Genomic DNA, 26,249 nt, shown 5'->3' with positions numbered 1-26,249 from the left:
GGAGGGGTACCGGTTTGCGTCTGAGGAGAATAACGCTTCGTGCAGGCGCTGCTACACCCAGTTGCTCAAATCATCGATTACGTCGCTTCTGTAACCGAATGGCGTGCGATCAAGTACCGGAGAGTGACCGGTTGTTGATCGAAAAGGTTCGGGTTGGGTGTGGGAACAGGGCGTGTTGTGGCTGTGCGCCGACAAGAGGACTGGCCGACACGGTTGGGGGGTACGTCTTGAGTTTTGGGTGCGCGTCGGTTGTGGCTGAGCGCGCAGTTCCCCGCGCCCCTGAAGGGGCGCTTATCGGCGCCGTCGGCTGATTGCGATCGCGGCCGCTGTGCCGCCCGCCACCGCTCCTACCCCCGCCGCCGCGGGGATGCCGACCTTCGCGGCCTTCCTGCCCGTCCTGTAGTCCCGCAGGCGCCAGTCCAGGTTGCGGGCGTGTTTGCGGAGCTTGGTGTCCGGGTTGATCGCGTAGGGGTGGCCGACCAGGGAGAGCATGGGGATGTCGTTGTGGCTGTCGCTGTAGGCCGCGCAGCGGGAGAGGTCGAGGCCCTCCGCCGCGGCCAGGGCCCGGACCGCCTCCGCCTTCGCGGGGCCGTGCAGGGGCTCGCCCACCAGCTTGCCCGTGTAGACGCCGTCGACCGACTCCGCGACCGTGCCCAGGGCGCCGGTCAGGCCGAGGCGGCGGGCGATCACCGTGGCGATCTCCACCGGGGCCGCTGTGACCAACCACACCTTCTGGCCCGCGTCCAGGTGGGCCTGGGCGAGGGCCCGGGTGCCGGGCCAGATGCGCTCGGCCATGTACTCGTCGTAGATCTCCTCGCCGATCGACTGGAGTTCGGCGACGCGGTGGCCCTTGACGATGGAGAGGGCCGAGTCCCGGGCCTCCTGCATGTGCTCGGGGTCCTCGGAGCCGGCCAGCCGGAAGTACGCCTGCTGCCAGGCGAACCGCGCCAGGTCGCGGGTCTCGAAGAACTTCCGCTTGTACAGGCCGCGGCCGAAGTGGAACAGGGACGCGCCCTGCATCACGGTGTTGTCCAGGTCGAAGAAGGCGGCGGCCTTGTCGTCACCGAGCACCGGGAACTCCGGTTCCTCCGGGGGGACGTCCCGCGAGGACTTGCGCGCGGCCTCCGCCGAGGCCTCGCCTGCCAACACGCTCCGCGCCGTGGCGGAGCGCCTACGGGGAGTGAGCCATCCGAGAGCGGCCATGTCCGTGAGCATAGCCAGTTTGTTCGGTGCCTCCAGACGCACGAGGTTTGAAGGCTGTGAACTCTCCGCGACCGGCCCGTTAAACAAGAGGGACAATGGCCGGCATGAGCCCCCTCTTCCGACGCAAGCCGGCTCCGCGGGACCGGCTGGTCACCCTCATCGGCAAGCCCGACTGCCATCTGTGCGAGGACGCGCAGCTCGTCGTCGAGAAGGTGTGTGACGAACTCGGCGTCCCCTGGGAGAAGAAGGACATCACCCAGGACCCGGAACTGCACGAGCAGTACTGGGAGCAGATTCCGGTCGTTCTCGTCGACGGCCGTCAGCACACCTTCTGGAAGGTGGACGAGGTTCGCCTCCGCAAGGAACTGACCGAGTAGTACAGAGACGCCTGGGAAGTCGCTTAGGATCGATGGCGGTCTGGTCTCGGGGGCGGGATTCACAAGGAGTGTGGCGGTTTTGCCCCCTGGGATGCGCCTGGGACGCGTGTGCGTGACCCCGGTCACGTTGGCCGGGCAAATCGGACACCATCTTTGTGCACGCGTTCACAAAGACATAGCCTGCTGTCGACGGGGCGGTCTGGGTACGTGTGACCGCCTACAGCCCCGCTCTACCCGCAGGAGCACCGTGGCAACTGGCCGAACTCACCGACCGGCGACCCGTAGCCGAGGGATTCCCGAGGCCACCGTCGCCAGGCTTCCGCTGTACCTCCGCGCGCTGACCGCACTCTCGGAGCGCTCGGTACCCACGGTCTCCTCCGAGGAGCTGGCCGCCGCCGCGGGGGTCAACTCCGCGAAGCTGCGCAAGGATTTCTCGTACCTGGGCTCCTACGGAACGCGCGGTGTCGGCTACGACGTCGAGTATCTCGTCTACCAGATCTCGCGTGAGCTCGGGCTCACCCAGGACTGGCCGGTTGTGATCGTCGGCATCGGTAACCTCGGCGCCGCCCTGGCCAATTACGGCGGGTTCGCCTCCCGTGGCTTCCGGGTCGCCGCCCTCATCGACGCCGATCCGGCGATGGCCGGAAAGCCCGTCGCCGGGATCCCCGTGCAGCACAGCGACGACCTGGAAAAGATCATCGAGGACAACGGCGTGAGCATCGGCGTCATCGCCACGCCCGCCGGTGCCGCCCAGCCCGTCTGTGACCGGCTCGTGGCCGCCGGGGTCACCTCCATCCTGAACTTCGCGCCGACCGTGCTGTCCGTCCCGGATGGTGTCGACGTACGCAAGGTGGATCTGTCGATCGAGTTGCAGATCCTCGCCTTCCACGAGCAGCGCAAGGCCGGTGAGGAGCACGCGGCCGCCGACGGCGGCGGGCCGGCCGCAGCCACGCGCACGGACTCCGCCGAGCAGGGACCCGACGGGGACGTACCCGCCGTGATGCCGGCATGAGTCTCCTCGTCGTCGGGCTGAGCCACCGCAGCGCCCCGGTCAGCGTTCTGGAACGGGCCGCGCTGCACGCGGACGCCCAGGTCAAGCTGGTCCAGGACACGGTCGCCGCGGAGCCCGCCACCGAGGCGGCGGTGCTCGCCACCTGCAACCGCATCGAGCTGTACGCCGACGTGGACAAGTTCCACGCCGGTGTCGCCGAGCTGTCCACGCTGCTCGCCCAGCACAGCGGGGTGGGGCTGGACGAGCTGACCCCGTATCTGTACGTGCACTACGAGGACCGGGCCGTCCACCATCTCTTCTCGGTGGCCTGCGGGCTCGACTCGATGGTCGTCGGCGAGGGGCAGATCCTCGGGCAGATCAAGGACTCCCTCGCCAGGGCGCAGTACCTGCACACCGCCGGGCGGCTGCTGAACGACCTCTTCCAGCAGGCGCTGCGGGTCGGCAAGCGCGCTCACTCCGAGACCGGGATCGACCGGGCCGGGCAGTCGCTGGTCACGTTCGGGCTGCAGCAGCTGGCGGCCGGCGGGTCCGTGGAGGACTGGGCCCGCGGGAAGACCGCGGTCGTCATCGGGGCCGGGTCGATGTCGTCCCTGGCCGCGGCGACGCTTGCGCGGGCCGGGGTCGGTGAGGTCGTCGTCGCCAACCGGACCGCTGAGCGGGCCGAGCGGCTTGCCGAGATCCTGAACGACGCCGGGGACCTGGACGTGGTGGCCCGCGCGGTACCGATGGACGCGGTGCCGGGCGAGCTGACACGTGCCGATGTTGTGGTGTCTTGTACGGGGGCGACGGGGCTTGTGTTGACCGCTGAGGCTGTCGGTACGGCTGTGTCAGGGCGGTTGGTCGAGGGCGTGCCGGACGTTGGTGCGGGCCGGGGGTGGGTCGCGCAGCCCGGCGCTGACGGGGTGCCGCCCGCGCCCACCCGTGCCGCCCCAGGCGGCACGACTGCCCGCGGCTTGGCGGAGCCTGAAGAGAACTGTCCCCTCGACTTGCCCTCCCTCTCCGCCACCGCCGGTTTCTCCGTGCTCGGGGAAGCTGCCGTTGCCGGCATGGGGGCCGCTGAGCTTGAGCAGCATGCCGCCTGGGTCGAGAACGCTCCTCGGCCGCAGACGTCCAGTCCCGTCACGGACGACGCCGACGCCATCGCCGCGCTTGCCGCGCTCGCCTCCTCCGGGATGCGGATCCCTGAGCGTCGTAAGCCCGAGGCTGTCGTCGAAGCGTCGCGGCCCGCGCCCGTGCTCTTCCTGCTCGACCTCGCCATGCCCCGGGACATCGACGCCGCCGTGCATCGGCAGGCCGGGGTGCGGCTCGTCGACATCGAGTCCCTGGCGGAGGCCTCTGCGGACGCGCCCATGGCTGCCGATGTCGACCAGGTACGGCGGATCGTCGCCGACGAGGTCGCCGCGTTCGGGGCCGCGCTCCGGGCCGCGCACATCACGCCCACCGTCGTGGCCCTGCGGACCATGGCCGCCGACGTGGTGGCCGGCGAGATCGCGCGGCTCGAAGGGCGGCTGCCCGGCCTCGACGACAAGCACCGGGCGGAGATCACGCAGACCGTGAAGCGTGTGGTCGACAAGCTGCTGCACGCGCCGACCGTGCGGGTCAAGCAGCTCGCGGCCGAACCGGGCGGAGCGGGGTACGCGGATGCCCTGCGGACCCTGTTCGACCTCGACCAGGAAGCGGTGGCCGCCGTCTCCCGGGCCGAGCGCGCCGACGATGAATCTGAGAACAGCAAGAACCGAGGGCCAGCATGACTGACAAGGCACTGAGGCTCGGGACCAGGCGGAGCAGACTCGCCATGGCCCAGTCCGGGCAAGTGGCGGACGCCGTGAGCCAGGTGACCGGACGGCCCGTGGAGCTCGTCGAGATCACGACGTACGGCGACACCTCGCGCGAGCACCTCGCGCAGATCGGCGGCACGGGTGTGTTCGTGACCGCGCTGCGGGACGCGCTGCTCCGGGGTGAGGTCGACTTCGCGGTTCATTCGCTCAAGGACCTGCCCACCGAGCAGCCCGAGGAGCTGGCCCTGGCCGCCGTACCGGTGCGCGAGGACCCGAGGGACGTCATCGTCGCCCGGGACGCGCTGAAGTTCACCGACCTGCCCCGCGGGGCGCGGATCGGGACCGGTTCGCCGCGGCGGACGGCCCAGCTGAACGCGTATGCGCGCGGCCACGGGCTGGACATCGAGACCGTGCCGATCCGCGGGAACGTCGACACCCGGATCGGATACGTGCGGGAGGGCGAGCTCGACGCCGTCGTCCTCGCCGCCGCCGGACTCAGCCGCCTCGGGCGGATCGACGACGTGACCGACTTCCTGTCGGTCGACACCGTTTTGCCCGCCCCCGGCCAGGGGGCACTGGCGATCGAGTGTGCCGCGGACAACGCGGACCTGATCGCGGCGCTCGGCGAGCTCGACGACCCGTTCACGCGGGCCGCCGTGACCGCCGAGCGGTCACTGCTCGCCGCCCTGGAAGCCGGTTGCAGCGCCCCTGTGGGCGCGCTGGCCGACTTGCTGGCCGACGGGCAGATTGTCAAGGAAATGCGCCTGCGCGGGATAGTCGGCACGACCGACGGTTCGCGCACGGTGCAGTTGTCCACCACCGGTCCCGTGCCCGAGACGTACGACCAAGCAATGGCGCTCGGCCGTGAACTCGCTGCCGAGATGCTTGCCCAGGGCGCGGCCGGTCTGATGGGGGAGCGAGCACATTGAGCCCCACCACCCTTCCCGCCGGCCTCGATCACGGGCACGTCACCTTCCTGGGTGCCGGACCCGGGGATCCGGGACTGCTGACTCTGCGCGCCGTGGAGGCGCTGGCGAACGCGGACGTACTGGTCGCCGAGCACGACGTGCTCGACGTGGTGCGCAAGCACGCCAGACAAGGCGTCGCCGAGGTGCACACGGACGGGGGTCCTTCTTCGGACCCGCTGCCGGGCCCGGGCACACCTCAGCTGGCGGTTGTTGACGGCGCGTCAACAACCGTTGGGGTCCCCGCGGTACGGGATGCCGCACATCTTGTCATGGAGGCCGCGCGGGGCGGCAGGCGGGTCGTCCGTGCGGTGTCAGGGGACCCTGGCCTGGACGCTTACGCCGCCGAGGAGATGCTCGCCTGCGTTCGCGGGGGCGTGCCCTTCGAGGTCGTGCCGGGTGTGGCCGCGGCCGTCGGCGTGCCCGCGTACGCCGGTGTCCCGCTGCGGGACGCCGAGGGCGCGGACGTCCGGTTCGTGGACGCCCGTACCGCCTCGGACCGGTGCTGGACCGAGGTCGGGGCCTCGGACGGGACGGTCGTCGTCTCCACGACGCTCGACTCCGTCGGCTCGGCCGCCGGTGAGCTGGTGTCGGCCGGGCGCAAGCCCGATACGCCGATGACCGTGACGGTGGCTGGTACGACCACTCGTCAGCGGACCTGGACCGCGACGCTCGGCACCATCGCGCAGACGCTGAAGCAGGCGAAGGTGCTGCCCTCGCCCGAGGGCGGCCGGCCGGTGATAGCCGTGGTCGGTGAGCGTTCCGCCGCCGCCCAGCGCGACCAGCTGTCGTGGTTCGAGTCCAAGCCGCTGTTCGGCTGGAAGGTGCTCGTACCGCGTACGAAGGAGCAGGCGGCGTCGCTCTCCGACCAGTTGCGGTCGTACGGGGCCGTGCCGCACGAGGTGCCGACGATCGCCGTCGAGCCGCCGCGCACGCCCCAGCAGATGGAGCGGGCCGTGAAGGGGCTCGTGACCGGGCGCTACGAGTGGATCGCGTTCACCTCGGTCAACGCGGTGAAGGCCGTACGGGAGAAGTTCGAGGAGTACGGGCTCGATGCGCGGGCCTTCGCCGGCATCAAGGTCGCGGCGGTGGGCGAGCAGACCGCGAAGGCGCTGGTCGCCTTCGGTGTGAAGCCGGATCTGGTGCCGAGCGGTGAGCAGTCCGCCGCCGGGCTGCTGGAGGACTGGCCGCCGTACGACCCCGTCTTCGACCCGATCGACCGGGTGTTCCTGCCGCGGGCCGACATCGCCACGGAGACGCTGGTCGCCGGGCTGATCGAGCTCGGGTGGGAGGTGGACGACGTCACGGCCTACCGCACCGTGCGGGCGTCGCCGCCGCCGGCCGAGACGCGGGAGGCGATCAAGGGGGGTGGCTTCGACGCCGTTCTCTTCACGTCGTCGTCGACCGTGCGGAACCTGGTGGGTATCGCCGGGAAGCCGCACAACGTGACCGTGATCGCGTGCATTGGTCCCGCCACGGCCAAGACGGCCGAGGAGCACGGGCTGCGGGTGGACGTGATGGCTCCGGAGCCGTCCGTGCACAAGCTGGCGGAGGCGCTGGCCGACTTCGGGTTGCGGAGGAGGGCCGCGGCGCTGGAGGCGGGGGATCCGGTTACGCGGCCGAGTGAGAGGCGGCCGGGGGCCAGGCGTCGTCGTACGACCTGAGGTGTGTGGGGGTGCGCGGCCCTGGGGGCTGCGCCCCCAGACCCCCATCGGCCTTCGGCCTCGTCCTCAAACGCCGGACGGGCTGGATGCGCCTACCGTGTGTCCATAGCGCAGCAGGTTCTCCGGGTCGTACGTCGACTTCGTCCGGCTCAGGCGGGTGTACACCTCCTCCGTCCACGCCCTCGCCCTGTCCTTCTCGTCGCCCGGCGTGCCGTGCAGGTTGACCATCGTGTGGCCCGTGCCGTACGGGGTCAGTGTCGAGTGGAGGGCTGTCGTGGCCGCTTCCACCGACGCTGCCGCTTCGGGGCCTGCCAGTAGGCCCACCGTTTCCAGGACATAGCTGGCGTCCCTCGCGCAGATCGCGTCCTCCACGGGGGCCGGGCGGGATAGTTCGCCGCCCATGTGGCGGAGTTCCACCAGGAGGAGCGGGTAGTCGGGGGCTGCCGATGGGCCTGCCTGGGCGAGGAAGGCCGACAGGGCCTCCTGGGGGAGCGCGCGCAGCAGTGTGCAGGCCTCTCTCGCCGGGAGCGGGTCCTGCGGGTCCATGTAGATGCGGTCCACCGCCGCGTACGGCATCTCCTCCACCATGTCGATCGTGATCGGCGCCGCCGCGCGGACGGGGGCCAGCAGGGCCTCGCCCTGTTCGCGGTCGCCGGTCCAGGCCACGGCCACCCGGGCCCAGAAGCCGCCGCGCAGGGGTTCCGGGATCTGGGGGATCGGGGGGAGGCGGAGCAGGGTGTAGGCGCTGCACATCTCCGTGGGGAGCGTCGTCGTCCAGTCCGCCCAGGTGCGGAGCACCGCTTCCGCGTGTTCGCCGGGGTAGTAGATGCCGCCGCCCAGGAGCGTGGACAGGGGGAGGAGGTCGAAGGTCATCTCGGTGACGATGCCGACGTTGCCCTTGCCGCCTCGCAGGGCCCAGAAGAGGTTGGGTTCGGTGTCCGCGTCCACCGTGAGGAGCTTGCCGTTCGGGGTGACCAGCCGGAAGGAGCGGACCCGGTCCGCCGCGTAGCCGTACGTGCGGCCCAGGACCGGGAGGCCGCCGCCCAGCGTGTAGCCGACGACTCCGGCGTCCGTGGAGGAGCCGTTGAGTGCGGCCAGGCCGTGCGGAGCGGCCGCGTCCAGGACGTGGCGCCACCTCGCGCCGGCCGCGACCGTGGCGGTGCGGTCGGTGGGATCCATGTGTACGTCCGTCATGCGGGCCGTGGTGATCAACAGGCCGGTGTCTATGGGGAAGTTGGCGCCGTGGCCCGTTGCCTGGACCGCCACGGGGGTGTGCGTGGCCGACGCCCAGCGCATCGCCGTGACGATGTCGTCGGCGCCGGTCGCGCCCACCACGACGTCCGGCGTGTGGCGGGCGGCGAGGTTGAAGCCGGTGACCTCGGCCTCGTAGTCCGGCTCGCCGGGGCGCAGGACGGGCCCCCGGATCGTGGACAGGGCGGACAGGTCGGGGGTGTGGTGGGTGGCGGTCATCGCGTCCTCCCGGGGCGCCCGGGGCTGGTCCTTCCAGGATGAACCCGGGGCGTACGGGGCGCATGACGGAGCCGGGGCCTCCGACGGGACGTCGGCAAAGGTGCCCCTGAGCCGGGCGTAGCGTAGGTGGCATGACGAAGTACGGATCCTTCCCCGGCACGCGGCCCCGGCGGCTGCGAACCACCCCCGTCATGCGCCGCATGGTCGCCGAGACCCGGCTGCACCCGGCGGACTTCATCCTCCCGGCGTTCGTGCGCGAGGGCGTCAGCGAGCCGGTGCCGATCTCGGCGATGCCCGGGGTCGTGCAGCACAGCCGGGACAGTCTGAAGAAGGCCGCCGCGGAGGCCGTCGAGGCCGGGATCTCCGGGATCATGCTCTTCGGGGTGCCGGAGGAGGAGAAGAAGGACGCCCTCGGGACCCCCGGGACCGATCCGGACGGGATTCTGCAGGTCGCGATCCGCGACGTGCGGGCCGAGGTGGGCGACGACCTGCTCGTCATGTCCGACCTGTGTCTGGACGAGACCACCGATCACGGGCACTGCGGGGTGCTGGACGCCGAGGGCCGGGTCGACAACGACGCGACCCTGGAGCGGTACGCCGAGATGGCCCAGGTGCAGGCCGACGCGGGCGCCCATGTGGTGGGGCCCAGCGGCATGATGGACGGGCAGATCGGGGTCATCCGGGACGCGCTCGACCAGATCGGCCGGGAGGACGTCGCGATCCTCGCGTACACCGTCAAGTACGCCTCCGCCTTCTTCGGGCCCTTCCGGGAGGCCGTCGCCTCCTCGCTCAAGGGTGACCGGAAGACGTACCAGCAGGATCCGGCCAACGCCCGGGAGTCGCTGCGCGAGCTGGCCCTCGACCTGGAGGAGGGGGCCGACATGGTGATGGTGAAGCCGGCCGGGCCCTACCTCGACATCCTCGCGCGGGTCGCGGAGGCGGTGGACGTGCCGGTGGCCGCGTACCAGATCTCGGGTGAGTACTCGATGATCGAGGCCGCCGCCGAGAAGGGCTGGATCGACCGGGACAAGGCGATCCTGGAGGCCCTCACCGGCATCAAGCGGGCCGGCGCGCAGAACATCCTCACCTACTGGGCCACCGAGGTGGCGCAGAAGCTGCGCTGACTGCCGTTGCGGGTGGGGCAGTTGGGCAACGGAATGGGATAGAACCGGCGTCGAATCGGACACCGACCCGCATCGGAACGTGTTCGGTTCGGCAACGGAAGCAACTCGGTGCCGTGAACGCGCGTTGTCCGACCTGCGTTTGGGTCCCCTCTGCGGTGGATCTGTCCGGAAATCGCTCAACCCGTGCGCTGTACACCCCGAATTGACGAGTTCTTGTCATCGTCCCTACCTTCTGCGCCTGGCCTGATCCGTTCCGGAACGGTCTGAACGTCGATCCCAGGGGGACGCAATGAGCTGGTTCATCGAGGCGCTGAAGAAGTACGCGGTGTTCAGCGGGCGCTCGCGCCGCAAGGAGTACTGGAACTTCGCGCTGTTCGTCGGCATCGTCTACGTGGTGCTGATGGTTCTCGCCCTCGCCACCAAGACCGCGGCGCTCTTCGCCCTCGTGGGCATCTTCTACCTGGGCATCCTGATCCCCAGCCTGGCCGTCGGCGTCCGCCGCCTGCACGACACCGGCCGCTCCGGCTGGTGGCTGCTGTTCGGCATCGTCCCGATCGTCGGCCCGATCACCCTGCTGGTCTTCGCCGTCTCCGACAGCCAGCCGGGCCCGAACCAGTACGGCCCGAACCCGAAGGAAGCGGCTCCGGCGTACGCCGGCTGATCGCCTCGGGCTGATCACCGCGTTTCGAGGCCGCCCGGTCACTGACCGGGCGGCCTCTGCGTGTCCTGGTCCGCGTGTACGAGGCCCCCGGCCGGGGCGGGCAGGGCGTGGCTCGTCGCCGGGCCCTCGTCGCGTACGCCCGTGCCGTCCTGGCAGCCCGCGAGGGTCAGGGCGGTGAGCACCGCGAGAGCGGCGGCGACGAGGTGACGACGGGCGCGGTCGGCTCGGGCGGGCATGGTGGTGGGCCTTCCGTGGACGGCTGGACTGGGGCGACGGGCCCAGCCTGGGCGGTGATCGGCGCCGGGCGCCACACTTCGCGCGGGATTCGGGACGGCGCGGTGGCGGGATGGGGTCTGACCTGCGGGGATGTGCCGTCTCCGGGACGGGTCGTGGGACGCCGTACGGGTCCGAGGGTGGTCCGGGAGCTGCGAGATCGCCGCTCGGGCACCATCAACTTCCCTCGGGAGTTACGTTGTTGTCGCTTGACCGACCCGCCTGAACGACCGCCTCGACTCTCCCAGGGAGACGCCCGTGCCCGGTGACGCTCTGAGCCAAGACCCCGCGCTGCTGAGAGGGAGGATCGACACCACGAAGGCACATCCGGCCCGCGTCTACGACGTCTTCCTCGGCGGCAAGGACAACTACCCCGTGGACCGCGCCGCGGCCGCCGCCGCGCTCGCCGCCAACCCGCGCGGCTACCTCGACGTGCGGCACAACCGCGACTTCATGCGCCGCGCGGTGACCCGGCTGGCGCAGGAGCAGGGCATCCGGCAGTTCCTCGACATCGGCACCGGGCTGCCCACCGCGGAGAACGTCCACCAGATCGCCCAGGCCATCGCCCCCGAGTCACGGATCGTGTACGTCGACAACGACCCCGTCGTCCTGGCGCACGCCCGCGCCCTGCTCACCAGCAGCGACGAGGGCCGTACCGACTACATCGACGCGGACCTGCGCCGCCCGGCCGAGATCCTCGAAGAGGCCGCCAAGACCCTCGACTTCGACAAGCCGGTCGCCCTGCTCCTCGTCGCGATCCTGCACTTCGTCGAGGACGAGGAGGCGTACCCGCTGGTGCGCGAGCTGGTGGCGGCGCTGCCCTCCGGGAGCCAGGTGGTGCTCAGCCACCTCACCGACGAGATGCACCCGGAGCCGACCCGCGCGGTCCAGCGGACGTACACCGAGCGCGGTTTCACCTTCGTGTTCCGCTCCAAGGCGGAGGTCGAGCGGTTCTACACCGAGACGCCGGACCTGACGCTGGACGAGCCCGGGGTGGTCCCGGCCCACCTGTGGCACCCGGGCCCGGCGCCGGCCCCGCCCGCGGTGGACGAGGCGTACTTCGAGAGCCTCGACGACATCGAGAAGATCCGCTACCGGGACATCAACGACGTGACGGACGACGACATCAACGTGTACGGGGCGATTGGCACGAAGGCCTGAGCGTGTGGGGATGTCCGGGAGGGGGCGGGCGTCTGTATCCCGGAAAGGTGCTTGTAGGCGGCACGTACATCCTTAGGCTGCGGGCACGAGTCGGGTCGCCGACCGTCCCGCCGCCTAAGGAGCCGTCATGACCGTCGCGCCGTCCGCCCTCGTGCCCGTCCCGCCGCTCGCCGCGCGTGCCCGGTCCGTCGGGGGTTCGCCGGTACGGGACATCCTCGCTGTCACCGCCCGGCCCGAGGTGATCAACTTCGCGGGCGGGCTGCCGGCGCCGGAGCTGTTCGACGCGGAGGGGATCGCGGAGGCGTTCCGGGCGGTGCTGGCGGAGACGCCCGCGCGGGCGTTGCAGTACGCGACGACGGAGGGCGAGCCGGCGCTGCGGGCCGCCCTGGCGGAGCGGACGACGGCACGCGGGCTGCCCACGGACGCCGACGACATCCTCGTCACCACCGGCTCCCAGCAGGCGCTCTCGCTGCTCGCGACCGCGCTGCTGGAACCCGGCGACACGGTTCTGGTCGAAAGTCCCTGCTACCTGGCGGCACTTCAGGCCTTCGCCCTCGCGGGCGCGCGGATCGTGGCTGTGCCGGGCGACGCGGACGGGGTGGACCCGGCGGCGCTGGAGGAACTGGTGGTGCGGGAGCGGCCGAAGCTGCTCTACACCGTGCCGACCTTCCAGAACCCCACCGGCCGCACGATGTCCGCCGGGCGCAGGGCCGCGGTCGCGGCGGTGGCGGGGCGGTGCGGGCTGTGGATCGTCGAGGACGACCCGTACGGCGAACTGCGCTTCGAGGGGGAGCGGGTGCCGTGGATCGCCTCTTACGAGGAGGCCCGGGACCGGACCGTGCTGCTCGGTTCCTTCTCCAAGGTCATGGCGCCGGGGCTGCGGCTCGGCTGGCTGCGGGCGCCGGCGCGGCTGCGGCGGGCCTGCGCGGTCGCCAAGCAGGCGGCGGATCTGCACACGCCGACGGTCAACCAGCTCGCCGCGGCACGGTACTTGGCCGACCGGGACCTCGACGCGCATGTCGCGCGGGTCGCGGGGGCCTACCGGGAGCGGCGGGACGCGATGCTGACGGGACTGGCCGACGCGCTGCCTGCGGGCTCGGTCTGGGAGCGGCCGGAGGGCGGGATGTTCCTCTGGGCCCGGCTTCCGGAGCCGTACGACACGACGGCACTGCTGGCGGAGGTCGTGCGGCACGATGTCGCGTACGTCCCGGGAGCGCCCTTCTACGCCGCTGAGCCGGACCGCTCGACGATGCGGCTGTGCTTCGTGACCCAGACGCCGGAGGAGATCGGGGAGGGGTTGCGGAGGCTGGGGGTGGGGTTGGGGGCCCCCGGGCCCGTCAGTCCCACCAGAAGTGCCAGGCCGGTTGGTTGAGGAGCTGGCTTTCGGCGTACGCCGTGAGTGTGGGGTTCGAGCTCTGCCAGATGTTGTCCGGGCAGAACGCGAAGTGCTCCGCGGCCACGGCCTGCGCCTCGGCGAGGGTGGTCGGCGGGTGGGCGACGGACACCAGCAGGTGGTCGAAGCCGAGCGCCACGACCCGTATGCCGAACCGGTCCTCCCAGGAGCGGAGCACGGCGGACAGCCGCGCGGTGTCGCTCTCATGGTTGGCCGGGCCCATCCAGCCGATCGCCGCGGGGATGTCGGCGCTGCGGCGGGCGGGCACGAGCGCGAGGCGGGGGTCCTTGAGGGGGCCGGAGCCGTCGAGGAGGGACTCCACGATGTCGGAGGCGACGGAGTCGGGCTCGGAGTCGGTCTCGGTGTACGGGGTGTCGGCGAGACCGGGCCAGTCCGCGTCCTCCTCGGCGCACTCGTCCCAGGCGTCCTCCAGTACCTCCTCGGCGTCGTGGTCGCCCGGGTAGGACATCTCGCCGGGCATCAACTCCCACTCCTCCGGCCCGCCATGGCCCCCGCCCACGTCGAGCAGAACGGGCAGCAGACCGACCGCCGGAGCCGCCTCCGCCGTCGCCGACCAGCCGCCCGCAGCCGCCGGCCCGTCCGCCAGCCACAGCAGCGGCTCGTGCCACGGCCCGTCATCGGTCGCGTCGATGAGCCTCCCGGCCGGGAGGTCCAGACCGAGGGACGCGATCCTCGGCAGCGGGTTGGGAAGTGTCGCCATGGAGACGACTGTAGGGCCGGCCACTGACAGTCCCCGACAGCACGGGGCACGGCCGTCGCCGCCCGGCACCGGAATTTACCCAACGGCGGTTCACGCGAGGCACGTTGAGCGGCTCTCGGGGACGAAGGGGCCGGCCGTGGAGCGAGACCCCGGAGAACTCGGAGAGAGGAGGGCCGGATGGACCCGGTTCTTGGGTCGGTACTGACCGCCTTCGCGGGCCTTGGGGTTCAGCTGATCGCCCTGGCGCACCTGGCGTTACGGCTGCGGTGGCGGGGGGACGGGCGGCCGCACCCCGGCTGCGAATGCGAGAGGCGGTCGGTGTGAGGTATCCCGAGCCACCCGAGGAGGACGACCCGTTGGTGGCGGTGCCGGTGGGCGGAGGCGCGGCCCCGGAGGCGGTGCCCGCACCGGTCGACCATCGGCCTCCGGCGCCGGACGACGAGTTCAGCGGCTTCTACCGCACCTACTTCACGAGACTGACGACGTACCTGCTCTATCAGGGCGCCCCGGTCCACCTCGCGGCAGAACTCGCACAGGAGACGATGATCAAGGCGTACCGCAGGTGGGCCGAGATCAGGTTCCACCGCAGCTGGGCCTACAAGGTCGCGTACCAGGCCTACATCCGGCACGCCGTGCGCGTGGAGGAGGAACCGGTGGGGGAGGTGCCCGAGCCGACGACCGTGCTGAGCCGGCTGGGGGAGGCGGAGGCGTGGGTGCAGGAGCGGGAGATCGTACGGCTGCTGAGCGCTCTGCCGGCCCGGCAGCGGCAGGTGCTGGGCCTGACCCTGGACGGCTGGACGCCGGCGGACATCGGTGAACTGCTCGGCGTCGACGGGGCGACGGTGCGGGCGAATCTGCTCAAGGCCCGGCGGGCCGCGGCGCGGTACCTCGACGCGCGGGGGGAGGGATGATGACCGAGGAGTCCGCCGACGAGTGGCTGAACGGCGAACACAGGCAGGTGAGTTCGGGGCTGTCCGGGTTCCTCGACGTGGAGGCCGGGCTGCGGGAGGCACGGTTGCACGACCGGCACACCGATCTCCTGCGGGGGCTGGGGGACGTGCTGGACGTCGAGGCGGGGCTGCGGGCCGTGACGGGGGTGTGGCGGCCGAGCGCGGCGACGGACGTGTGGACCATTGCCGCGGACCGCCGACTGGCCTACCGGAGGGCGCCGGGTGTCGTGTCCTGCGTCCTCGGTGATCTCCTCGCACGCGCGCTTGCGCTGGTGCGCGTACGTCGGAGGGGGCTTGCCGGAGGCGATCCCGACTGGAAGTTCGAGCAGGACGTGGACCGGGCCGTCGCGATGGGCTTCATCGACAGGCGTTCCGGGGGCGTTTTCGATGCCGTCGCGGAGGCCTACGAAGAGAACATCGACCTCAGCCGCCGGGATGTGCTCGTCATCGCCAAACGCCTCGCCTTCCAGCTCGGTCGCTCCGGGCAGGTGCTTCCGGACGCTGATCGGGATCTTGCCGAGAGCCTCGCGCGCAACATCAACAGGGCCATTCCCCTTCGCACTGGATATCCGTATCACCGGCTGACCGACCAGGACCTGGACCTCGCGATCGGCGTCGCCGACCTCCTCGCCCGCACCCACGCCGACTCCGTCGCCCGCCTGCTCGGGCTGCCCGACCCCGACGGCCTGGCCGCCGCCATCCTGGCCGGCGCGCTGGACGACTTCACAGAAGCGGACCTGGGCGACGTCGACCTCACGGACGTCGACCTGACCGGCATCCAGTGGTCCGACACCGGCACCCGTTGGCCCCCCGGCACGGACATGGTCGCCCTTCGCGGCAAGTCCCGTGAGCTGGAGCCCGGTTCGGGCGTCTACGTCATCAGGGCAGCCCCGCCCACCGGCAAGGACCACCGGGTCACCTCGCCCCGCTGACGGACTACCGGACCGCGCCCGACACGACCGTCGTCACCACCCGGTGCACGGTCGCCGTGTCCGGCGCCGGGCTCTCCCGGTCCGCGAACAGCAGGTGTGCCGCGCCCAGCAGGGTCGGGGCCAGGATGTCCACGTCCGCGTCGGCCGTGACCCGCCCCAAGTCCCTCTCCGCCGCCAGGTAAGCCGCCAGCATCCTCGCCGCCTCCCCCATCAGCGGGATCCCCGGCGGACCCAACGCCCGCAGTCGAGACCGGAGTTCGTCGCGGGCGATCACCAGGCTGACCACTGCCACGCCCACCGTGTCGAAGACGTCCATCAGGGCGCCGGTCAGGTTGTCCGCGACCGTTGCCGTGCCGGCCGCCGCCCGCAGCGACTCTCCCCGGCTCGCCAGCCTGTCGATCCGGTCTCGCACCAGTTCCGTCAGGAAGTCGTCGAAGTCCTTGAAGTGGCGGTGGAGTACGCCCTTCGCGACCCCCGCCTCCTCCGTGACGGCCCTGCTGGTCAGGGCGGTCGGGCCGGCTCGTAGGAGGACTCGTTCGGCGGCCTCGAAGAGTTGTTGGCGGGGGTCGCGGATGGCAACACCTGTTGGCATGCGGGAAGTATCTCCGTATCTCCCGGTGTTGACGAGTGGGCATGCGCCCACTCATAGTGGGCGCATGCCCACTTTAGAGCCTCATCGGCGGCGGGACATCGCCGAGTCCTTCGGGACCGACGCCGAGCGGTACGACCGCGCCCGGCCGCGTTATCCCGACGCCCTCGTCCGGCGGATCGTGGACGCCAGTCCTGGGGGGAGGGTGCTTGATGTCGGGTGTGGTACGGGGATCGTGGCGAGGCAGTTCCAGGGCGCGGGTTGCTCTGTTCTCGGCGTCGAACCCGACGTCCGTATGGCCGAGTTGGCCCGTCGGCTGGGTACGGACGTCGACGTGGCGACCTTCGAGGAGTGGGAGCCGGGGGAGGGGCGGGACGTCTTCGATGTCGTCGTCGCCGGGACCGCCTGGCACTGGGTCGATCTCGTCGCGGGCGCGGAGAAGGCCGCGCGGGTCCTCAAGCCCGGCGGGCTCCTCGTTCCCTTCTGGAACGTCGCCGACCTTCCCGCCGATATCGCCGAGGCCGTCGCCGATGCCGGTGAGCGGGTCATGCCGGACTCGCCCTTCGACTTCCGGGCGGCGGCCACCAGGTCCCTCGTCGACGGCTACCTGGGCTTTCTCGCGAAAGCCGCCGACGGTATGCGGTCCGTCGACGGCGCCTTCGGCGAGCCCGAACAGTGGCGGTACGACTGGGAGTTCACCTACAGCCGGGACGCCTGGCTGGACGTCCTGCCCACCCAGGGGGCCTTCACCCGGCTCCCGCCCCACGCCCTCGCCGAGATCCTCAAAGCCGTCGGAGCCGCCATCGATGCCCGAGGCGGCTCCGTGACCATGCCCTACGCGACGCTCGCCGTCGCCGCGCGCCGGACCTGAGACACCGACGTACTCACTTCTGGTCGGCGTTGAACTTCGCCGTGGACCAGAAGTAGCCGAGCACCGCCAGCCCCACGCACCAGGCCACCGCCAGCCAACCGTTGTGGCCGATCCCCGTGCCGAGCAGGAGGCCGCGCAGGGTCTCGATCGCCGGCGTGAAGGGCTGGTACTCGGCGACCGGCTGGAACCAGCCCGGCATCGAGTGCAGCGGCACGAAGGCGCTGGACAGGAGGGGGAGGAGGATCAGCGGCATCGCGCTGTTGCTGGCCGCCTCCGGGTTCGGGCTGCCCAGGCCCATGCCGACCGCGATCCAGGTGAGAGCCGTCGAGAAGAGGACGAGGAGGCCGAAGGCCGCGAGCCATTCCAGGACCGTGGCGTCCGTGGAGCGGAAGCCGATCGCCACGGCCACCGCCCCGACCAGCACCACGCTCAGCACGCACTGCAGCACACTGCCGACGACGTGCCCGATGAGAACGGACGGGCGGTGGATCGCCATCGTGCGGAAGCGGGCGATGATGCCCTCGGTCATATCCATGGCGACGGAGACCGCGGTGCCGATGGTGGTGGAGCCGACGGTCATCAGCAGCAAACCCGGCACGATGTACGCGATGTACTTCGCGCGGTCCGGGCCGCCGCCCCCGATCCCCGCGCTCATCGTGTCGCCGAAGATGTACACGAACAGCAGCAACAGCATGATCGGGGTCAGGAGCAGGTTCAGGGTCATGGAGGGGTAGCGGCGCGCGTGCAGGAGGTTCCGGCGCAGCATCGTCGAAGAGTCGCGCACGGCAAGGGAGATGGTGCTCATCGGACTGCCTCCTTGGGGTTCTCGGAGTTCTCGGGGGTGTCGGTGCGGGCCGTGAGGGCGAAGAACACGTCGTCCAGGTCCGGGGTGTGCACGGTCAGTTCGTCGGCCTCCACGCCCGCCGAGTCGAGCCAGTCGAGGATGGAGCGCAGCTCGCGCTGGCTGCCGTCGCTGGGGAGTTGGAGGGCGAGGGCCTCGTCGTCGCGGGCCGCCTCGCGCAGGGCGGAGGCGGCGGACTGGTAGGCGGCCGGGTCGGTGAAGCGGAGCCGGACGTGTCCGCCGGGGATCAGCCGCTTGAGTTCCTCGGCCGTGCCCTCGGCGACGATCCGGCCGTCGTGCAACACCGCGATGCGGTCGGCGAGTTCGTCGGCCTCCTCCAGGTACTGGGTGGTGAGGAAGACGGTGACCCCGCCCGTCACCAGCTCGCGGATGATCTGCCACATGTTGTGCCGGGCCCGCGGGTCCAGGCCCGTGGTGGGCTCGTCGAGGAAGATGATCCGCGGGTTGCCGACCAGGGTCATGGCGATGTCGAGGCGGCGCTTCATACCGCCGGAGTAGGTGGAGGCGGGCTTCTTCGCGGCGTCGGTGAGGTCGAAGCGTTCGAGGAGTTCGGCGGCCGTACGACGGCCCTCGTCCTTGGGCAGGTGGTGCAGGTCCGCCATGAGGAGCATGTTCTCCTCGCCGGTGATCAGCCCGTCCACGGCGGAGAACTGCCCGGTGACCCCGATCGCGGCCCGCACCGCCTGCGCGTCGGTGGCCAGGCTGTGCCCGCCGACCCGGATCTCACCGGATCCGGAGTCGGCGGAGACGAGCGTGGAGAGGATCTTCACGGCGGTGGTCTTGCCGGCGCCGTTCGGGCCGAGCAGGGAGAAGATCGTTCCATGCGGTACGGCGATGTCGATCCCGTCGAGGACGAGCTTGTCCCCGTACGACTTGCGCAGCCCGTTCGCCGCGATGGCCAGGTCGGTCATGTCAGGTGCCCCCTAGGGATGGATACGGCGGACTACAGGCTGCGGGCGGTGATGTCGCCGGAGCTGGTGGTCGCGTGGATGCTGAGCCCGGCGTCGGCGCCGGCGCTGTTGTTCAGGGAGTTGCTGATACGGCCGTGGCTGGTCCCGGCGTCGAGGACGGCCGAGACACCGGCCGCGGCGGCGACCTCGATGTCGCCCTGCTGGGTGGTGAGGGCGACCTTGCCGGCCACGGCCTCGGCGATCCGGATGTCGCCGCGCTGGGTGCTGATCTGCGCCGGGCCGTCCAGCCGCCCGACCACGACGTCACCGTCGTGCACGCTCAGCCGGACGCCGGCGGCCTCGTCGAGCTTGACCTGGCGGTAGCCGCCCTCGAAGACGACCTCGCCGAGCCGCCCGACGCCGCGCAGTTCGGCGGCGCCCGCCTTGCCCTCGACGCGGGAGCCGGCCGGCAGCTGCACGGTCACCTCGACGGAGCCGGAGTTGCCGATCAGGCGGTTCTTCGCGGGCGCGGCGTCGATCCGCAGCACGCCGTCGGCGTACCCGACCTCGATCTCGTCGACCGCCTTCACGTCACGGCTCTTCGACTTGTCCGCGGGCCGGACCTCGACGACGGTGTCGGCGCGGTCGGCGGCGATGAACTGGATACGTCCGGCCGGGATGTAGAGGACGGCGGAGATGGCGGCCGGGGTGTCGAACTTCTGCATGGTGTGCTCCTGGGATCCGTTGTGTGTTTGCGCTTCGTTTCCGATGAAGGAAAAGCTACGTTGCGTTCATGGATCGAGCAACATGTTCGTTGCGTACGGATGCTGTATGTGCAGGTCAGAGGTAAGAAATTGTTGCAACGAGCTGGAGGGTAATGCAACATCCCTCATTCGGTTCTTTGCAATGAGCTGAGGGTGAACGCTATATTGGACGGCAGTACGCGACACGAAGGAGGCCGTGATGCCGGGAGGCAGACTCACCCAGCAGGAACGTCAGCAGATCGCGCTGGGACTGGCCGACGGCCTCGCCTACGCGGAGATCGCCAGGCGCCTGGACCGTCCGACCTCGACGGTCACCCGTGAGGTCATGCGCAACGGCGGCCCCACGGCCTACCGTTCGGACCTCGCCCACCGCGCGACCGAGCGGCGGGCGCAGCGCCGCAAGCAGGGGGTGACTCGGGACGCGAAAGGGGTCCCGCAGGCGTACGGGCGTGACGCGGAGGCCGTGCGGGAGTACGAGGAGACGCTCACGACCGTCTTCATGCAGTCCGGCATGACCAAGATGACGGCCCGGGTGATGGCCTCACTGACCATCAGCGACTCGGGCAGCCTCACGGCGGCGGAGCTCGTCCAGCGGCTTCAGGTCAGCCCGGCGTCGGTCTCCAAGGCGATCGGGTTCCTTGAGGAGCAGGAGATGGTCCGGCGGGAGCGGGACGAACGGCGGCGTGAGCGTTACGTGTTGGACGACGAGATCATGTACGACTCGATGATGGCCAGCGTGCGAGCGACGGCCCAGGTCGCCGAGACGGCACGGCAGGGCGTGGCCGTGCTCGGCGTGGGCACCCCGGCCGCGGTCCGCCTTGAGAACACGGCCCGCTTCATGGACTTCATCTCGGAAACGATGGCGCGGGCGGCGGACCAGGCACGGGCGATCTTGCACACGAAGCCGACGGAAGCTACCGAGCAGCGGTGAAGGCGGCCCAGGCGGCGGGGGTTATGTGGAGGGTGGGGCCGTCTTCAGGGTTGTTCTTGGAGTCGCGGATGTGGATCGCCGTGTCTTCGTAAGCGACTTCGAGGCACTGGCCGCCCTCGCTGCTGCTGTAGCTCGACTTGAACCACTCAAGTGCGGTGCTCATTGCTCTCCTAGCAGACGGTCCAGCAGGCTTCTTGAGTCCTCGATCGTGAGTGCCTGCGTCCGCAGCATCGCATACTTGCGCGTCAGGATGGACACCTCATCCGGGTCGGATACCCACTGGCTGCCGCGCTGGGACTCGGTGTAGGCAAGGTGCTGGTGGTCGGGCGTTTCCAGGAGCGTGAAGGGTCCGGCATCTCCGGCGTGTGACGTGCGGTTCAGGGGCAGGATCTGGAAGGCCAGGCCCGGCAGTTCGGAGTACTCGCGCAGAGACCGCAACTGACCTAGGTGTGTCTCGCGCCCTCCGATGGGCATAAGCAGGGCCGGTTCCCACACCACGAAACTCAGCGTCGGTGGGACTTTGCGGTGCAGGATCTCCTGGCGTTCGAGGCGGGCCGCGACCTTGGTCTCCAACTCGTCCGCGTCGTACGGCGGGACACGGCCACCGAGCAGGGCGCGGATGTACGGCTCGTTCTGAAGCAGACCGGGCACCACCAGCGCGTCGTACCACGACAGCGAGATCGCCTCCCGCTCATGAGCCATGTACTGCTCGGCGTACAGCGGGAACTGGTCGATGTCCGGCAGGTTCGCGACGCCCACCGCCAACAGCCCTTTCGTCCCCAGCAGTCGATCCATCTCCTCGGAGAGATCCGGCTTCAACGGCCGTCGGCCCTGTTCGATGGACGCGATGGTCTCCTCTTCGATCATCAGCCGCGCCGCCAGTTCCCGCTGTGTCAGGCTCGCCGCGCGCCGGGCGCAAGCCACCTGCATGCCCAGCATCTTCATGGCCGAGAGGTTCTTCTTCCGCGGAAGTTTCCTGGAGTTCATGCTGGTCCAACTCCCCACGCCTGCCCGAAGGCGACCCCGTACGAACCCGTACAAAAAATCTGTACGGGCTCACCCACTGATCAACAGTAGTGACCCTGAGCGACATTCGTCCCGTGATTCCCCGAACCGAACTCCCCTACCAGCGCGACCAGTTCTACGCCCGCGACCGCCGATCCGTCCCCGCCGCCAGGCACTTCACCCGCTGGACGCTGCACTACTGGGGCCTCGCCGAATGGCCACGCGCCGATGACCTGTTGCTCTGCGTGAGCGAGCTCGTCACCAACGCCCTGTTGCACGGTGTACCACCCGGCCGGCGCCTGCTGTTCCGGCTGAAGTACGACGGTGAGGTCATCCGGATCGAGGTGCACGACAGCGGTACCGGCGTTCCCAGAGTCGCCGACGACGCCGACGAAGGTGGCCGCGGCCTGCTGCTCGTCTCCGCGCTCGCCGACAAGTGGGGCGTCGGCGAACGCGACCCCGGCAAGGTCGTGTGGGCCGAGTTCGTCCGCTGACCCACGCGACTCTCGACGCACTGCCGTTCGCCCACCCTCGGCCGAAAACAGGCCCGCACCACCGCACCGGGCCCCGTCACCACCATCCGCGTGTAGATGAACGCGTCGGCGTCCCCGCCGTTCCTGATCCTCGCCCCCCGCACCGCGCCGCCCGCGCTCACCTCGATCCGGTCGCCCACCCGCGTACCCCACGTCCGCGCCCAACTCGCCCCGCACACCTCGCTGTAGCGCACCTCCATCCACGCCCCGGTCGCCATACGACGCCGCGCGAGAGTGTCGGGAGCCGCGCCGCAGTACATCTCCACCGGGCTCCTGCCCTCACAGGCCGCGCCCCGGCAGCGCGGCCCGACGGCGGACGGGGAGGCCGAGCGGGCGTCGGCGGTGTGGTGGTGGCGTGGAAGCAGGAGCAGGGCCACGGCCACCCCGCCGAAGGCGACCGCACACACGGCCGCTAGCACCGCCACGAGGGTGTGGGTACGGCGACCAGTGGGTCCGGGTTCCGGAGGGGGCGGCGACTGCGTAGCCGTAGCAGCGACGCTCGGCGTACCAACCGCCGCTCCCGATCCCCGCCCGCTCCACTCCGACTCCGCGATCTCCCACAGCGCCAGGCAACGCCCCTCCGGCTCCCCGGCCAGACGGCACAGCTCCGCCACCGCCACCCGCGGCGGCAGCGTCCTGCCGTTGAGGTACCGCTCCCAGGACGACTTGCTGAACGCCGTCTTCGCCGCCAGCCCGGCCAGGCTCAGACCCGTCCGGTCCTTCAACTCCCGCAGCGCCGCGGCGAGTCGGGCGCTCTCCGGAGAGGGCGTCATCGCGTCATCATCCTCGCAACGCCTTCCACGTGTGCGGGCCCACGATGCCGTCCGCGTCGAGCCGCGCCTGCTTCTGGAAACGGACCACGGCGCTGCGCGTCAGCGGTCCGAACATGCCGTCGATGCCGCCCGGCGAGATCCCCGCCCGCCGCAGCAGGCACTGCACCTCGGCCACCTCCGGCCCGGAACTCCCGTACGCCACTGTGGCGTTGAGCGTGCGGCTGTTGCCCGCGTACCAGCGCCCGCCGGTCCGCGCGTCACGGCAGTGGTACGTGGGTGTGGCGGCCGGTGCCGTCGCGGCAAGTGGGCCCGCCGCCGGCGTGGCTGCGCTGTCGTCGTCCATGAAACGGGCGGCCACCAGCACCGCCGACGAGACCGCGAGCACCAGGGCCACCGCACCGGCGACGATCGCGACCCGCAACGCCCGCCCGTGCGGCGGGATTTCGGCCTCGTCCGGGCCCGATGAGAGTGCATCCGGTGCCGTTGTGTCCGGCGGCTCGGCGCGGCCGTCCCGCCAGGCCTGTGCGGCCACCTCGTGGAGCGCCAGCAAGCGGGTCGGGTCCTCGCCGCCGATCCGTGCCAGCGCCTCCACGGCCTCCCGCGGCGGCAGCGAACCGCCGCTCAGATACCGCTCCCAGGACTTCGGGCTGTACCCGGTCCGCGCCGCCAGCTGCCGCAGGCTCAGCCCGCTGTGGTCCTTCAGGCGGCGCAGGCGTACGACCAACTGCCGTACACGCGGGTCCAGTTGTGCGGGCAGCACTTTCCAACGCGGCATGGTCCCCCCACGCGTCCGTGAAACGGCGGCCGTGGTCAGCGGCCCCCGTACCTCGCGCCGCATTCTGCACCAGCATTCACAGGACCGCACCGGAACGTGCACCGCACATCCATGGAATCCGGCCATCGCCCTGTCCCACCCGTCCCGCCCCACCGCCACCCCCGACGACGTCCACGCAGGTCAGGGCGCGGGACGTCCCGCCGGGACGCCACTTTCGCGGCAACCGTGGCGGCCCCCGCCGCCCGCCCCGCAGTCTCGTCCCGCCACCTCAAGCAACGACCCGAAAGGCAAACGCATGCGATCGAACGCCTTGGCCAGGACCCTGGTCAGCGTCACCGCCGTGGCCGCGCTCGCCGCCGGCGGTCTGGCGACCGCGGGCACCAGCTTCGCGGCGTCCGCGCCGGCCGTGAGCGGTCAGACCGTCTCCATCCTCGCCACCAACAACCTTGGCCTGAGCACGCTCCAGGCCAAGTACGTCCAGTGCTTCCTGCGCGGGGCCCCGGCGAGCTACACCGGCAGCATCGACGGCCAGCTGGGCACCAACAGCTGGAAGGCGATGCAGCGTCACCTGCGGGAGTACTGGGACTACAACGACAACATCGACGGCGACCCGGGCCCCAACACCATCAAGGCGCTCCAGCGCATGCTGGCGTTCGGCTGGAACTACACCGACAAGATCGACGGCGACCCGGGTCCGAACACCCGGGCCGCCTTCAAGCGGTTCGCCAACGACTTCGCGGGCCTGTACCCGTGCAGCTGACCTGAGCCGACGGCCCGTATCAGAGCTTCTCGGGCGTCCGGATGCCCAGCAGGGCCATGCCCCGGTGCAGGGTGCGGGCCGTGAGGTCGACCAGGAACAGGCGGTTCTCCGTCTGTTCCTGGGTGTCGGCCTTCAGGACCGGGCACTGGTCGTAGAACGTCGTCAGGTGCGAGGCCAGCTGGTACAGGTACGCGGCCAGCTTGTGCGGGGCGTACTCCGCCGCCGCCTCGAAGACCGTGTCCCCGAAGGCGTCCAGGTGCAGGCCCAGCGCCCGCTCCGCCGGGGCGAGTTCGAGCTCGGGGTGGGCGGCCGGGGTCGTCCCGTCGGCCTTGCGCAGGATCGACCTGATACGGGCGTACGCGTACTGGAGGTAGACCGACGTGTCGCCGTTCAGCGACACCATCTGGTCCAGGTCGAACTTGTAGTCGCGGTTCGGCGACGTCGACAGGTCCGCGTACTTCACGGCACCGATGCCGACGTACCGGCCGTTCTCGACGATCTCCTCCTCGGTCAGGCCCACCTTCTCGGCCTTCTCGCGCACGACCGCGGTCGCCCGCTCGACCGCCTCGTCCAGCAGGTCCTCCAGCCGTACCGTCTCGCCCTCACGCGTCTTGAACGGCTTGCCGTCCGCGCCCAGCACCGTGCCGTAGCCCATGTTGTGCGCGGTGACCTCGTCGGTCAGCCAGCCCGCCCGACGCGCCGCCTCGAAGACCATCTTGAAGTGCAGCGACTGGCGTACGTCGACCACGTACAGGAGCGAGGTCGCGTGCAGGTCGGTGACCCTGTTGCGGATCGCCGTCAGGTCGGAGGCCGCGTAGCCGAAGCCGCCGTCGGCCTTCTGCACGATCAGCGGGACCGGCTGGTCGTCCTTGCCGCGGATGTCGTCGAAGAACACGACCAGCGCGCCCTCGGAGCGGACCGCGACGCCCATCTCCTCCAGGAGGCGGGCGGTCTCCGGCATGCCCTCGTTGTACGCCGACTCGCCGACGATCTCGTCGTCCCGGATCTCCATGTCCAGCTTCTCGAAGACCGAGTAGAAGTAGACCTTCGACTCGTCCACGAACTGCTGCCACAGCTCCAGGGTCTCCTTGTCGCCGGACTGGAGGGCGACGACCCGCTTCCGGGCCCGCTCCTTGAACTCCTCGTCCGCGTCGAAGACCGCGCGCGACGCCTTGTACACCCGGTTCAGGTTCGACATCGCCTGCTCGCCGTCGACGTCCTCGGCCGGGGCCAGCTCGCCGGGGTTCTCGAACAGGTACTGGATGAGCATGCCGAACTGGGTGCCCCAGTCGCCGATGTGGTGCCGGCCGATCGTCCGCTCGCCGGTGAAGTCGAGCATGCCGCGCAGCGCGTCACCGATGACGGCGGAGCGCAGGTGACCGACGTGCATCTCCTTCGCCACGTTCGGCTGGGCGTAGTCGATGACCGTGATGCCCGCGTTCTCCTTGAGGGGCACACCGAGCCGGTCGCCGTCCGCGTACCGGGCGGCGAGGTTCTCGGTGATCGCCCGGTCGGAGATCGTGAGGTTCAGGAAGCCGGGGCCGGAGACCTCGACGTCCTTGATCAGTTCGTCGCCGGTGACGATCCGCCCGACGACCTGGGTCGCCAGCTCCCGCGGGTTGGCCTTGGCCTTCTTGGCGAGCGCGAGAATGCCGTTCGCCTGGAAGTCCGCCCGGTCACTGCGTCGCAGCAGCGGGTCCGCGGAGACCTCCGGCAGGGTGGCCGAGAGCGCGGACGCGAGCTGCTGGGTGACGGAGTCGCTGAGGGACGTGACCGGGGCCATAGGAAGGGGAGCCGTTCTCCTCGTCGGAT

General features: G+C 70.6%; 27 protein-coding genes and 1 pseudogene. 15 read left to right on the top strand and 13 right to left on the bottom strand.

Features of this window, described 5'->3' with window-relative positions; genetic code table 11:
• Window positions 1–291: 291 nt before the first annotated feature.
• Entirely contained in the window at window positions 292–1,203 is a 912-nt protein-coding gene (locus MQP27_RS48625) for an HAD family hydrolase (protein WP_242778241.1), read from the bottom strand.
• A 95-nt stretch (window positions 1,204–1,298) separates the two neighbouring features.
• Between MQP27_RS48625 and MQP27_RS48620 the strand changes: the two genes are divergently transcribed.
• The 5 genes from MQP27_RS48620 (at window position 1,299) to MQP27_RS48600 (ending at window position 6,999) form a co-directional block, all read left to right on the top strand.
• On the top strand, window positions 1,299–1,580 hold the full coding sequence (locus MQP27_RS48620; protein ID WP_242778238.1) for a glutaredoxin family protein: 282 nt from the start codon (window positions 1,299–1,301) through the stop codon (window positions 1,578–1,580).
• A 247-nt stretch (window positions 1,581–1,827) separates the two neighbouring features.
• Window positions 1,828–2,592, top strand: a complete 765-nt coding sequence (locus MQP27_RS48615) for a redox-sensing transcriptional repressor Rex (protein WP_242778234.1) — start codon at window positions 1,828–1,830, stop codon at window positions 2,590–2,592.
• Window positions 2,589–4,343, top strand: a complete 1,755-nt coding sequence (locus MQP27_RS48610) for a glutamyl-tRNA reductase (protein ID WP_242778232.1) — start codon at window positions 2,589–2,591, stop codon at window positions 4,341–4,343. The genes MQP27_RS48615 and MQP27_RS48610 overlap by 4 nt, the downstream gene beginning before the upstream one ends.
• Window positions 4,340–5,299 (top strand): hydroxymethylbilane synthase, encoded by a 960-nt coding sequence (gene hemC / locus MQP27_RS48605; RefSeq protein WP_242778228.1) that lies wholly within the window; start codon window positions 4,340–4,342, stop codon window positions 5,297–5,299. The genes MQP27_RS48610 and hemC overlap by 4 nt, the downstream gene beginning before the upstream one ends.
• Window positions 5,296–6,999 (top strand): bifunctional uroporphyrinogen-III C-methyltransferase/uroporphyrinogen-III synthase, encoded by a 1,704-nt coding sequence (locus tag MQP27_RS48600; protein ID WP_242778225.1) that lies wholly within the window; start codon window positions 5,296–5,298, stop codon window positions 6,997–6,999. The genes hemC and MQP27_RS48600 overlap by 4 nt, the downstream gene beginning before the upstream one ends.
• 66 nt (window positions 7,000–7,065) lie before the next feature.
• On the opposite strand, the gene MQP27_RS48595 is transcribed toward MQP27_RS48600, so the two are convergent.
• On the bottom strand, window positions 7,066–8,469 hold the full coding sequence (locus MQP27_RS48595) for an FAD-binding oxidoreductase (protein ID WP_242778222.1): 1,404 nt from the start codon (window positions 8,467–8,469) through the stop codon (window positions 7,066–7,068).
• Between the two features lie 131 nt (window positions 8,470–8,600).
• Between MQP27_RS48595 and hemB the strand changes: the two genes are divergently transcribed.
• Both hemB and MQP27_RS48585 read left to right on the top strand, forming a co-directional pair.
• On the top strand, window positions 8,601–9,593 hold the full coding sequence (gene hemB, locus MQP27_RS48590) for a porphobilinogen synthase (protein WP_242778219.1): 993 nt from the start codon (window positions 8,601–8,603) through the stop codon (window positions 9,591–9,593).
• A gap of 289 nt (window positions 9,594–9,882) precedes the next feature.
• On the top strand, window positions 9,883–10,254 hold the full coding sequence (locus tag MQP27_RS48585) for a DUF805 domain-containing protein (RefSeq protein ID WP_242778216.1): 372 nt from the start codon (window positions 9,883–9,885) through the stop codon (window positions 10,252–10,254).
• A gap of 38 nt (window positions 10,255–10,292) precedes the next feature.
• On the opposite strand, the gene MQP27_RS48580 is transcribed toward MQP27_RS48585, so the two are convergent.
• Window positions 10,293–10,490 carry a hypothetical protein gene (locus tag MQP27_RS48580; RefSeq protein ID WP_242778213.1) on the bottom strand — a complete coding sequence of 66 codons (198 nt, stop codon included), beginning with the start codon at window positions 10,488–10,490 and terminating at the stop codon, window positions 10,293–10,295.
• Window positions 10,491–10,785: 295 nt separating this feature from the next.
• Here MQP27_RS48580 and MQP27_RS48575 point away from each other — a divergent pair, with 295 nt between their 5' ends.
• Together MQP27_RS48575 and MQP27_RS48570 are read left to right on the top strand one after the other, a co-directional pair.
• On the top strand, window positions 10,786–11,688 hold the full coding sequence (locus tag MQP27_RS48575) for an SAM-dependent methyltransferase (RefSeq protein WP_242778210.1): 903 nt from the start codon (window positions 10,786–10,788) through the stop codon (window positions 11,686–11,688).
• 127 nt (window positions 11,689–11,815) lie between these two features.
• The gene (locus tag MQP27_RS48570) at window positions 11,816–13,060 is read left to right on the top strand and encodes an aminotransferase-like domain-containing protein (RefSeq protein WP_242778207.1); all 1,245 of its coding nucleotides are present in this window, start codon (window positions 11,816–11,818) and stop codon (window positions 13,058–13,060) included.
• Here the strand turns inward: MQP27_RS48570 and MQP27_RS48565 are convergent.
• Entirely contained in the window at window positions 13,026–13,802 is a 777-nt protein-coding gene (locus tag MQP27_RS48565) for a DUF4253 domain-containing protein (protein WP_242778204.1), read from the bottom strand. The two genes, MQP27_RS48570 and MQP27_RS48565, sit on opposite strands and share 35 nt — an antisense overlap.
• 320 nt (window positions 13,803–14,122) lie before the next feature.
• Between MQP27_RS48565 and MQP27_RS48560 the strand changes: the two genes are divergently transcribed.
• Both MQP27_RS48560 and MQP27_RS48555 read left to right on the top strand, forming a co-directional pair.
• Window positions 14,123–14,713 carry an RNA polymerase sigma factor gene (locus tag MQP27_RS48560; protein ID WP_242778201.1) on the top strand — a complete coding sequence of 197 codons (591 nt, stop codon included), beginning with the start codon at window positions 14,123–14,125 and terminating at the stop codon, window positions 14,711–14,713.
• Entirely contained in the window at window positions 14,713–15,684 is a 972-nt protein-coding gene (locus MQP27_RS48555; RefSeq protein WP_242778198.1) for a hypothetical protein, read from the top strand. The genes MQP27_RS48560 and MQP27_RS48555 overlap by 1 nt, the downstream gene beginning before the upstream one ends.
• Window positions 15,685–15,688: 4 nt before the next feature.
• On the opposite strand, the gene MQP27_RS48550 is transcribed toward MQP27_RS48555, so the two are convergent.
• Window positions 15,689–16,276 (bottom strand): TetR/AcrR family transcriptional regulator, encoded by a 588-nt coding sequence (locus tag MQP27_RS48550; RefSeq protein ID WP_242778195.1) that lies wholly within the window; start codon window positions 16,274–16,276, stop codon window positions 15,689–15,691.
• A 64-nt stretch (window positions 16,277–16,340) separates the two neighbouring features.
• On the opposite strand from MQP27_RS48550, the gene MQP27_RS48545 reads away from it, so the two are divergent.
• On the top strand, window positions 16,341–17,144 hold the full coding sequence (locus MQP27_RS48545) for a class I SAM-dependent methyltransferase (RefSeq protein ID WP_242778192.1): 804 nt from the start codon (window positions 16,341–16,343) through the stop codon (window positions 17,142–17,144).
• A 13-nt stretch (window positions 17,145–17,157) separates the two neighbouring features.
• Here MQP27_RS48545 and MQP27_RS48540 read toward each other — a convergent pair whose 3' ends face one another.
• From MQP27_RS48540 to MQP27_RS48530, 3 genes are read right to left on the bottom strand one after another with little or no spacing between them, the layout of a single operon-like run.
• Complete coding sequence (locus tag MQP27_RS48540; protein WP_242778189.1) at window positions 17,158–17,949, bottom strand: ABC transporter permease; 792 nt, start codon at window positions 17,947–17,949, stop codon at window positions 17,158–17,160.
• The gene (locus tag MQP27_RS48535) at window positions 17,946–18,917 is read right to left on the bottom strand and encodes an ATP-binding cassette domain-containing protein (RefSeq protein WP_242778186.1); all 972 of its coding nucleotides are present in this window, start codon (window positions 18,915–18,917) and stop codon (window positions 17,946–17,948) included. The genes MQP27_RS48540 and MQP27_RS48535 overlap by 4 nt, the downstream gene beginning before the upstream one ends.
• Before the next feature lie 32 nt (window positions 18,918–18,949).
• On the bottom strand, window positions 18,950–19,621 hold the full coding sequence (locus MQP27_RS48530; protein WP_242778183.1) for a DUF4097 family beta strand repeat-containing protein: 672 nt from the start codon (window positions 19,619–19,621) through the stop codon (window positions 18,950–18,952).
• A gap of 238 nt (window positions 19,622–19,859) precedes the next feature.
• Between MQP27_RS48530 and MQP27_RS48525 the strand changes: the two genes are divergently transcribed.
• Complete coding sequence (locus tag MQP27_RS48525; protein WP_242778180.1) at window positions 19,860–20,591, top strand: MarR family transcriptional regulator; 732 nt, start codon at window positions 19,860–19,862, stop codon at window positions 20,589–20,591.
• Here the strand turns inward: MQP27_RS48525 and MQP27_RS48520 are convergent.
• The gene (locus MQP27_RS48520; RefSeq protein ID WP_242778176.1) at window positions 20,575–20,754 is read right to left on the bottom strand and encodes a DUF397 domain-containing protein; all 180 of its coding nucleotides are present in this window, start codon (window positions 20,752–20,754) and stop codon (window positions 20,575–20,577) included. The genes MQP27_RS48525 and MQP27_RS48520 overlap by 17 nt on opposite strands.
• The gene (locus MQP27_RS48515; protein ID WP_242778301.1) at window positions 20,751–21,578 is read right to left on the bottom strand and encodes a helix-turn-helix domain-containing protein; all 828 of its coding nucleotides are present in this window, start codon (window positions 21,576–21,578) and stop codon (window positions 20,751–20,753) included. The genes MQP27_RS48520 and MQP27_RS48515 overlap by 4 nt, the downstream gene beginning before the upstream one ends.
• 113 nt (window positions 21,579–21,691) lie before the next feature.
• Between MQP27_RS48515 and MQP27_RS48510 the strand changes: the two genes are divergently transcribed.
• Window positions 21,692–22,090 (top strand): ATP-binding protein, encoded by a 399-nt coding sequence (locus MQP27_RS48510; protein WP_242778173.1) that lies wholly within the window; start codon window positions 21,692–21,694, stop codon window positions 22,088–22,090.
• 131 nt (window positions 22,091–22,221) lie between these two features.
• On the opposite strand, the pseudogene MQP27_RS48505 reads toward MQP27_RS48510, so the two are convergent.
• A pseudogene (locus MQP27_RS48505) lies at window positions 22,222–22,902 on the bottom strand (helix-turn-helix domain-containing protein); the annotation flags it as partial.
• A 7-nt stretch (window positions 22,903–22,909) separates the two neighbouring features.
• On the bottom strand, window positions 22,910–23,677 hold the full coding sequence (locus MQP27_RS48500; protein WP_242778170.1) for a peptidoglycan-binding protein: 768 nt from the start codon (window positions 23,675–23,677) through the stop codon (window positions 22,910–22,912).
• Between the two features lie 295 nt (window positions 23,678–23,972).
• Between MQP27_RS48500 and MQP27_RS48495 the strand changes: the two genes are divergently transcribed.
• Window positions 23,973–24,437, top strand: coding sequence for a peptidoglycan-binding domain-containing protein (locus MQP27_RS48495; protein WP_242778167.1), 465 nt, complete (start codon window positions 23,973–23,975; stop codon window positions 24,435–24,437).
• 19 nt (window positions 24,438–24,456) lie between these two features.
• Here MQP27_RS48495 and argS read toward each other — a convergent pair whose 3' ends face one another.
• Window positions 24,457–26,220, bottom strand: coding sequence for an arginine--tRNA ligase (argS, locus tag MQP27_RS48490; RefSeq protein WP_242778164.1), 1,764 nt, complete (start codon window positions 26,218–26,220; stop codon window positions 24,457–24,459).
• Window positions 26,221–26,249 lie beyond the last annotated feature (29 nt).

This window comes from Streptomyces cylindrosporus (assembly GCF_022698165.1).
In the GTDB taxonomy this organism is placed as follows: domain Bacteria; phylum Actinomycetota; class Actinomycetes; order Streptomycetales; family Streptomycetaceae; genus Streptomyces; species Streptomyces cylindrosporus.
Note: the sequence above shows the minus strand (reverse complement) of the source record. Positions and strands in the feature narration are given on the sequence as shown.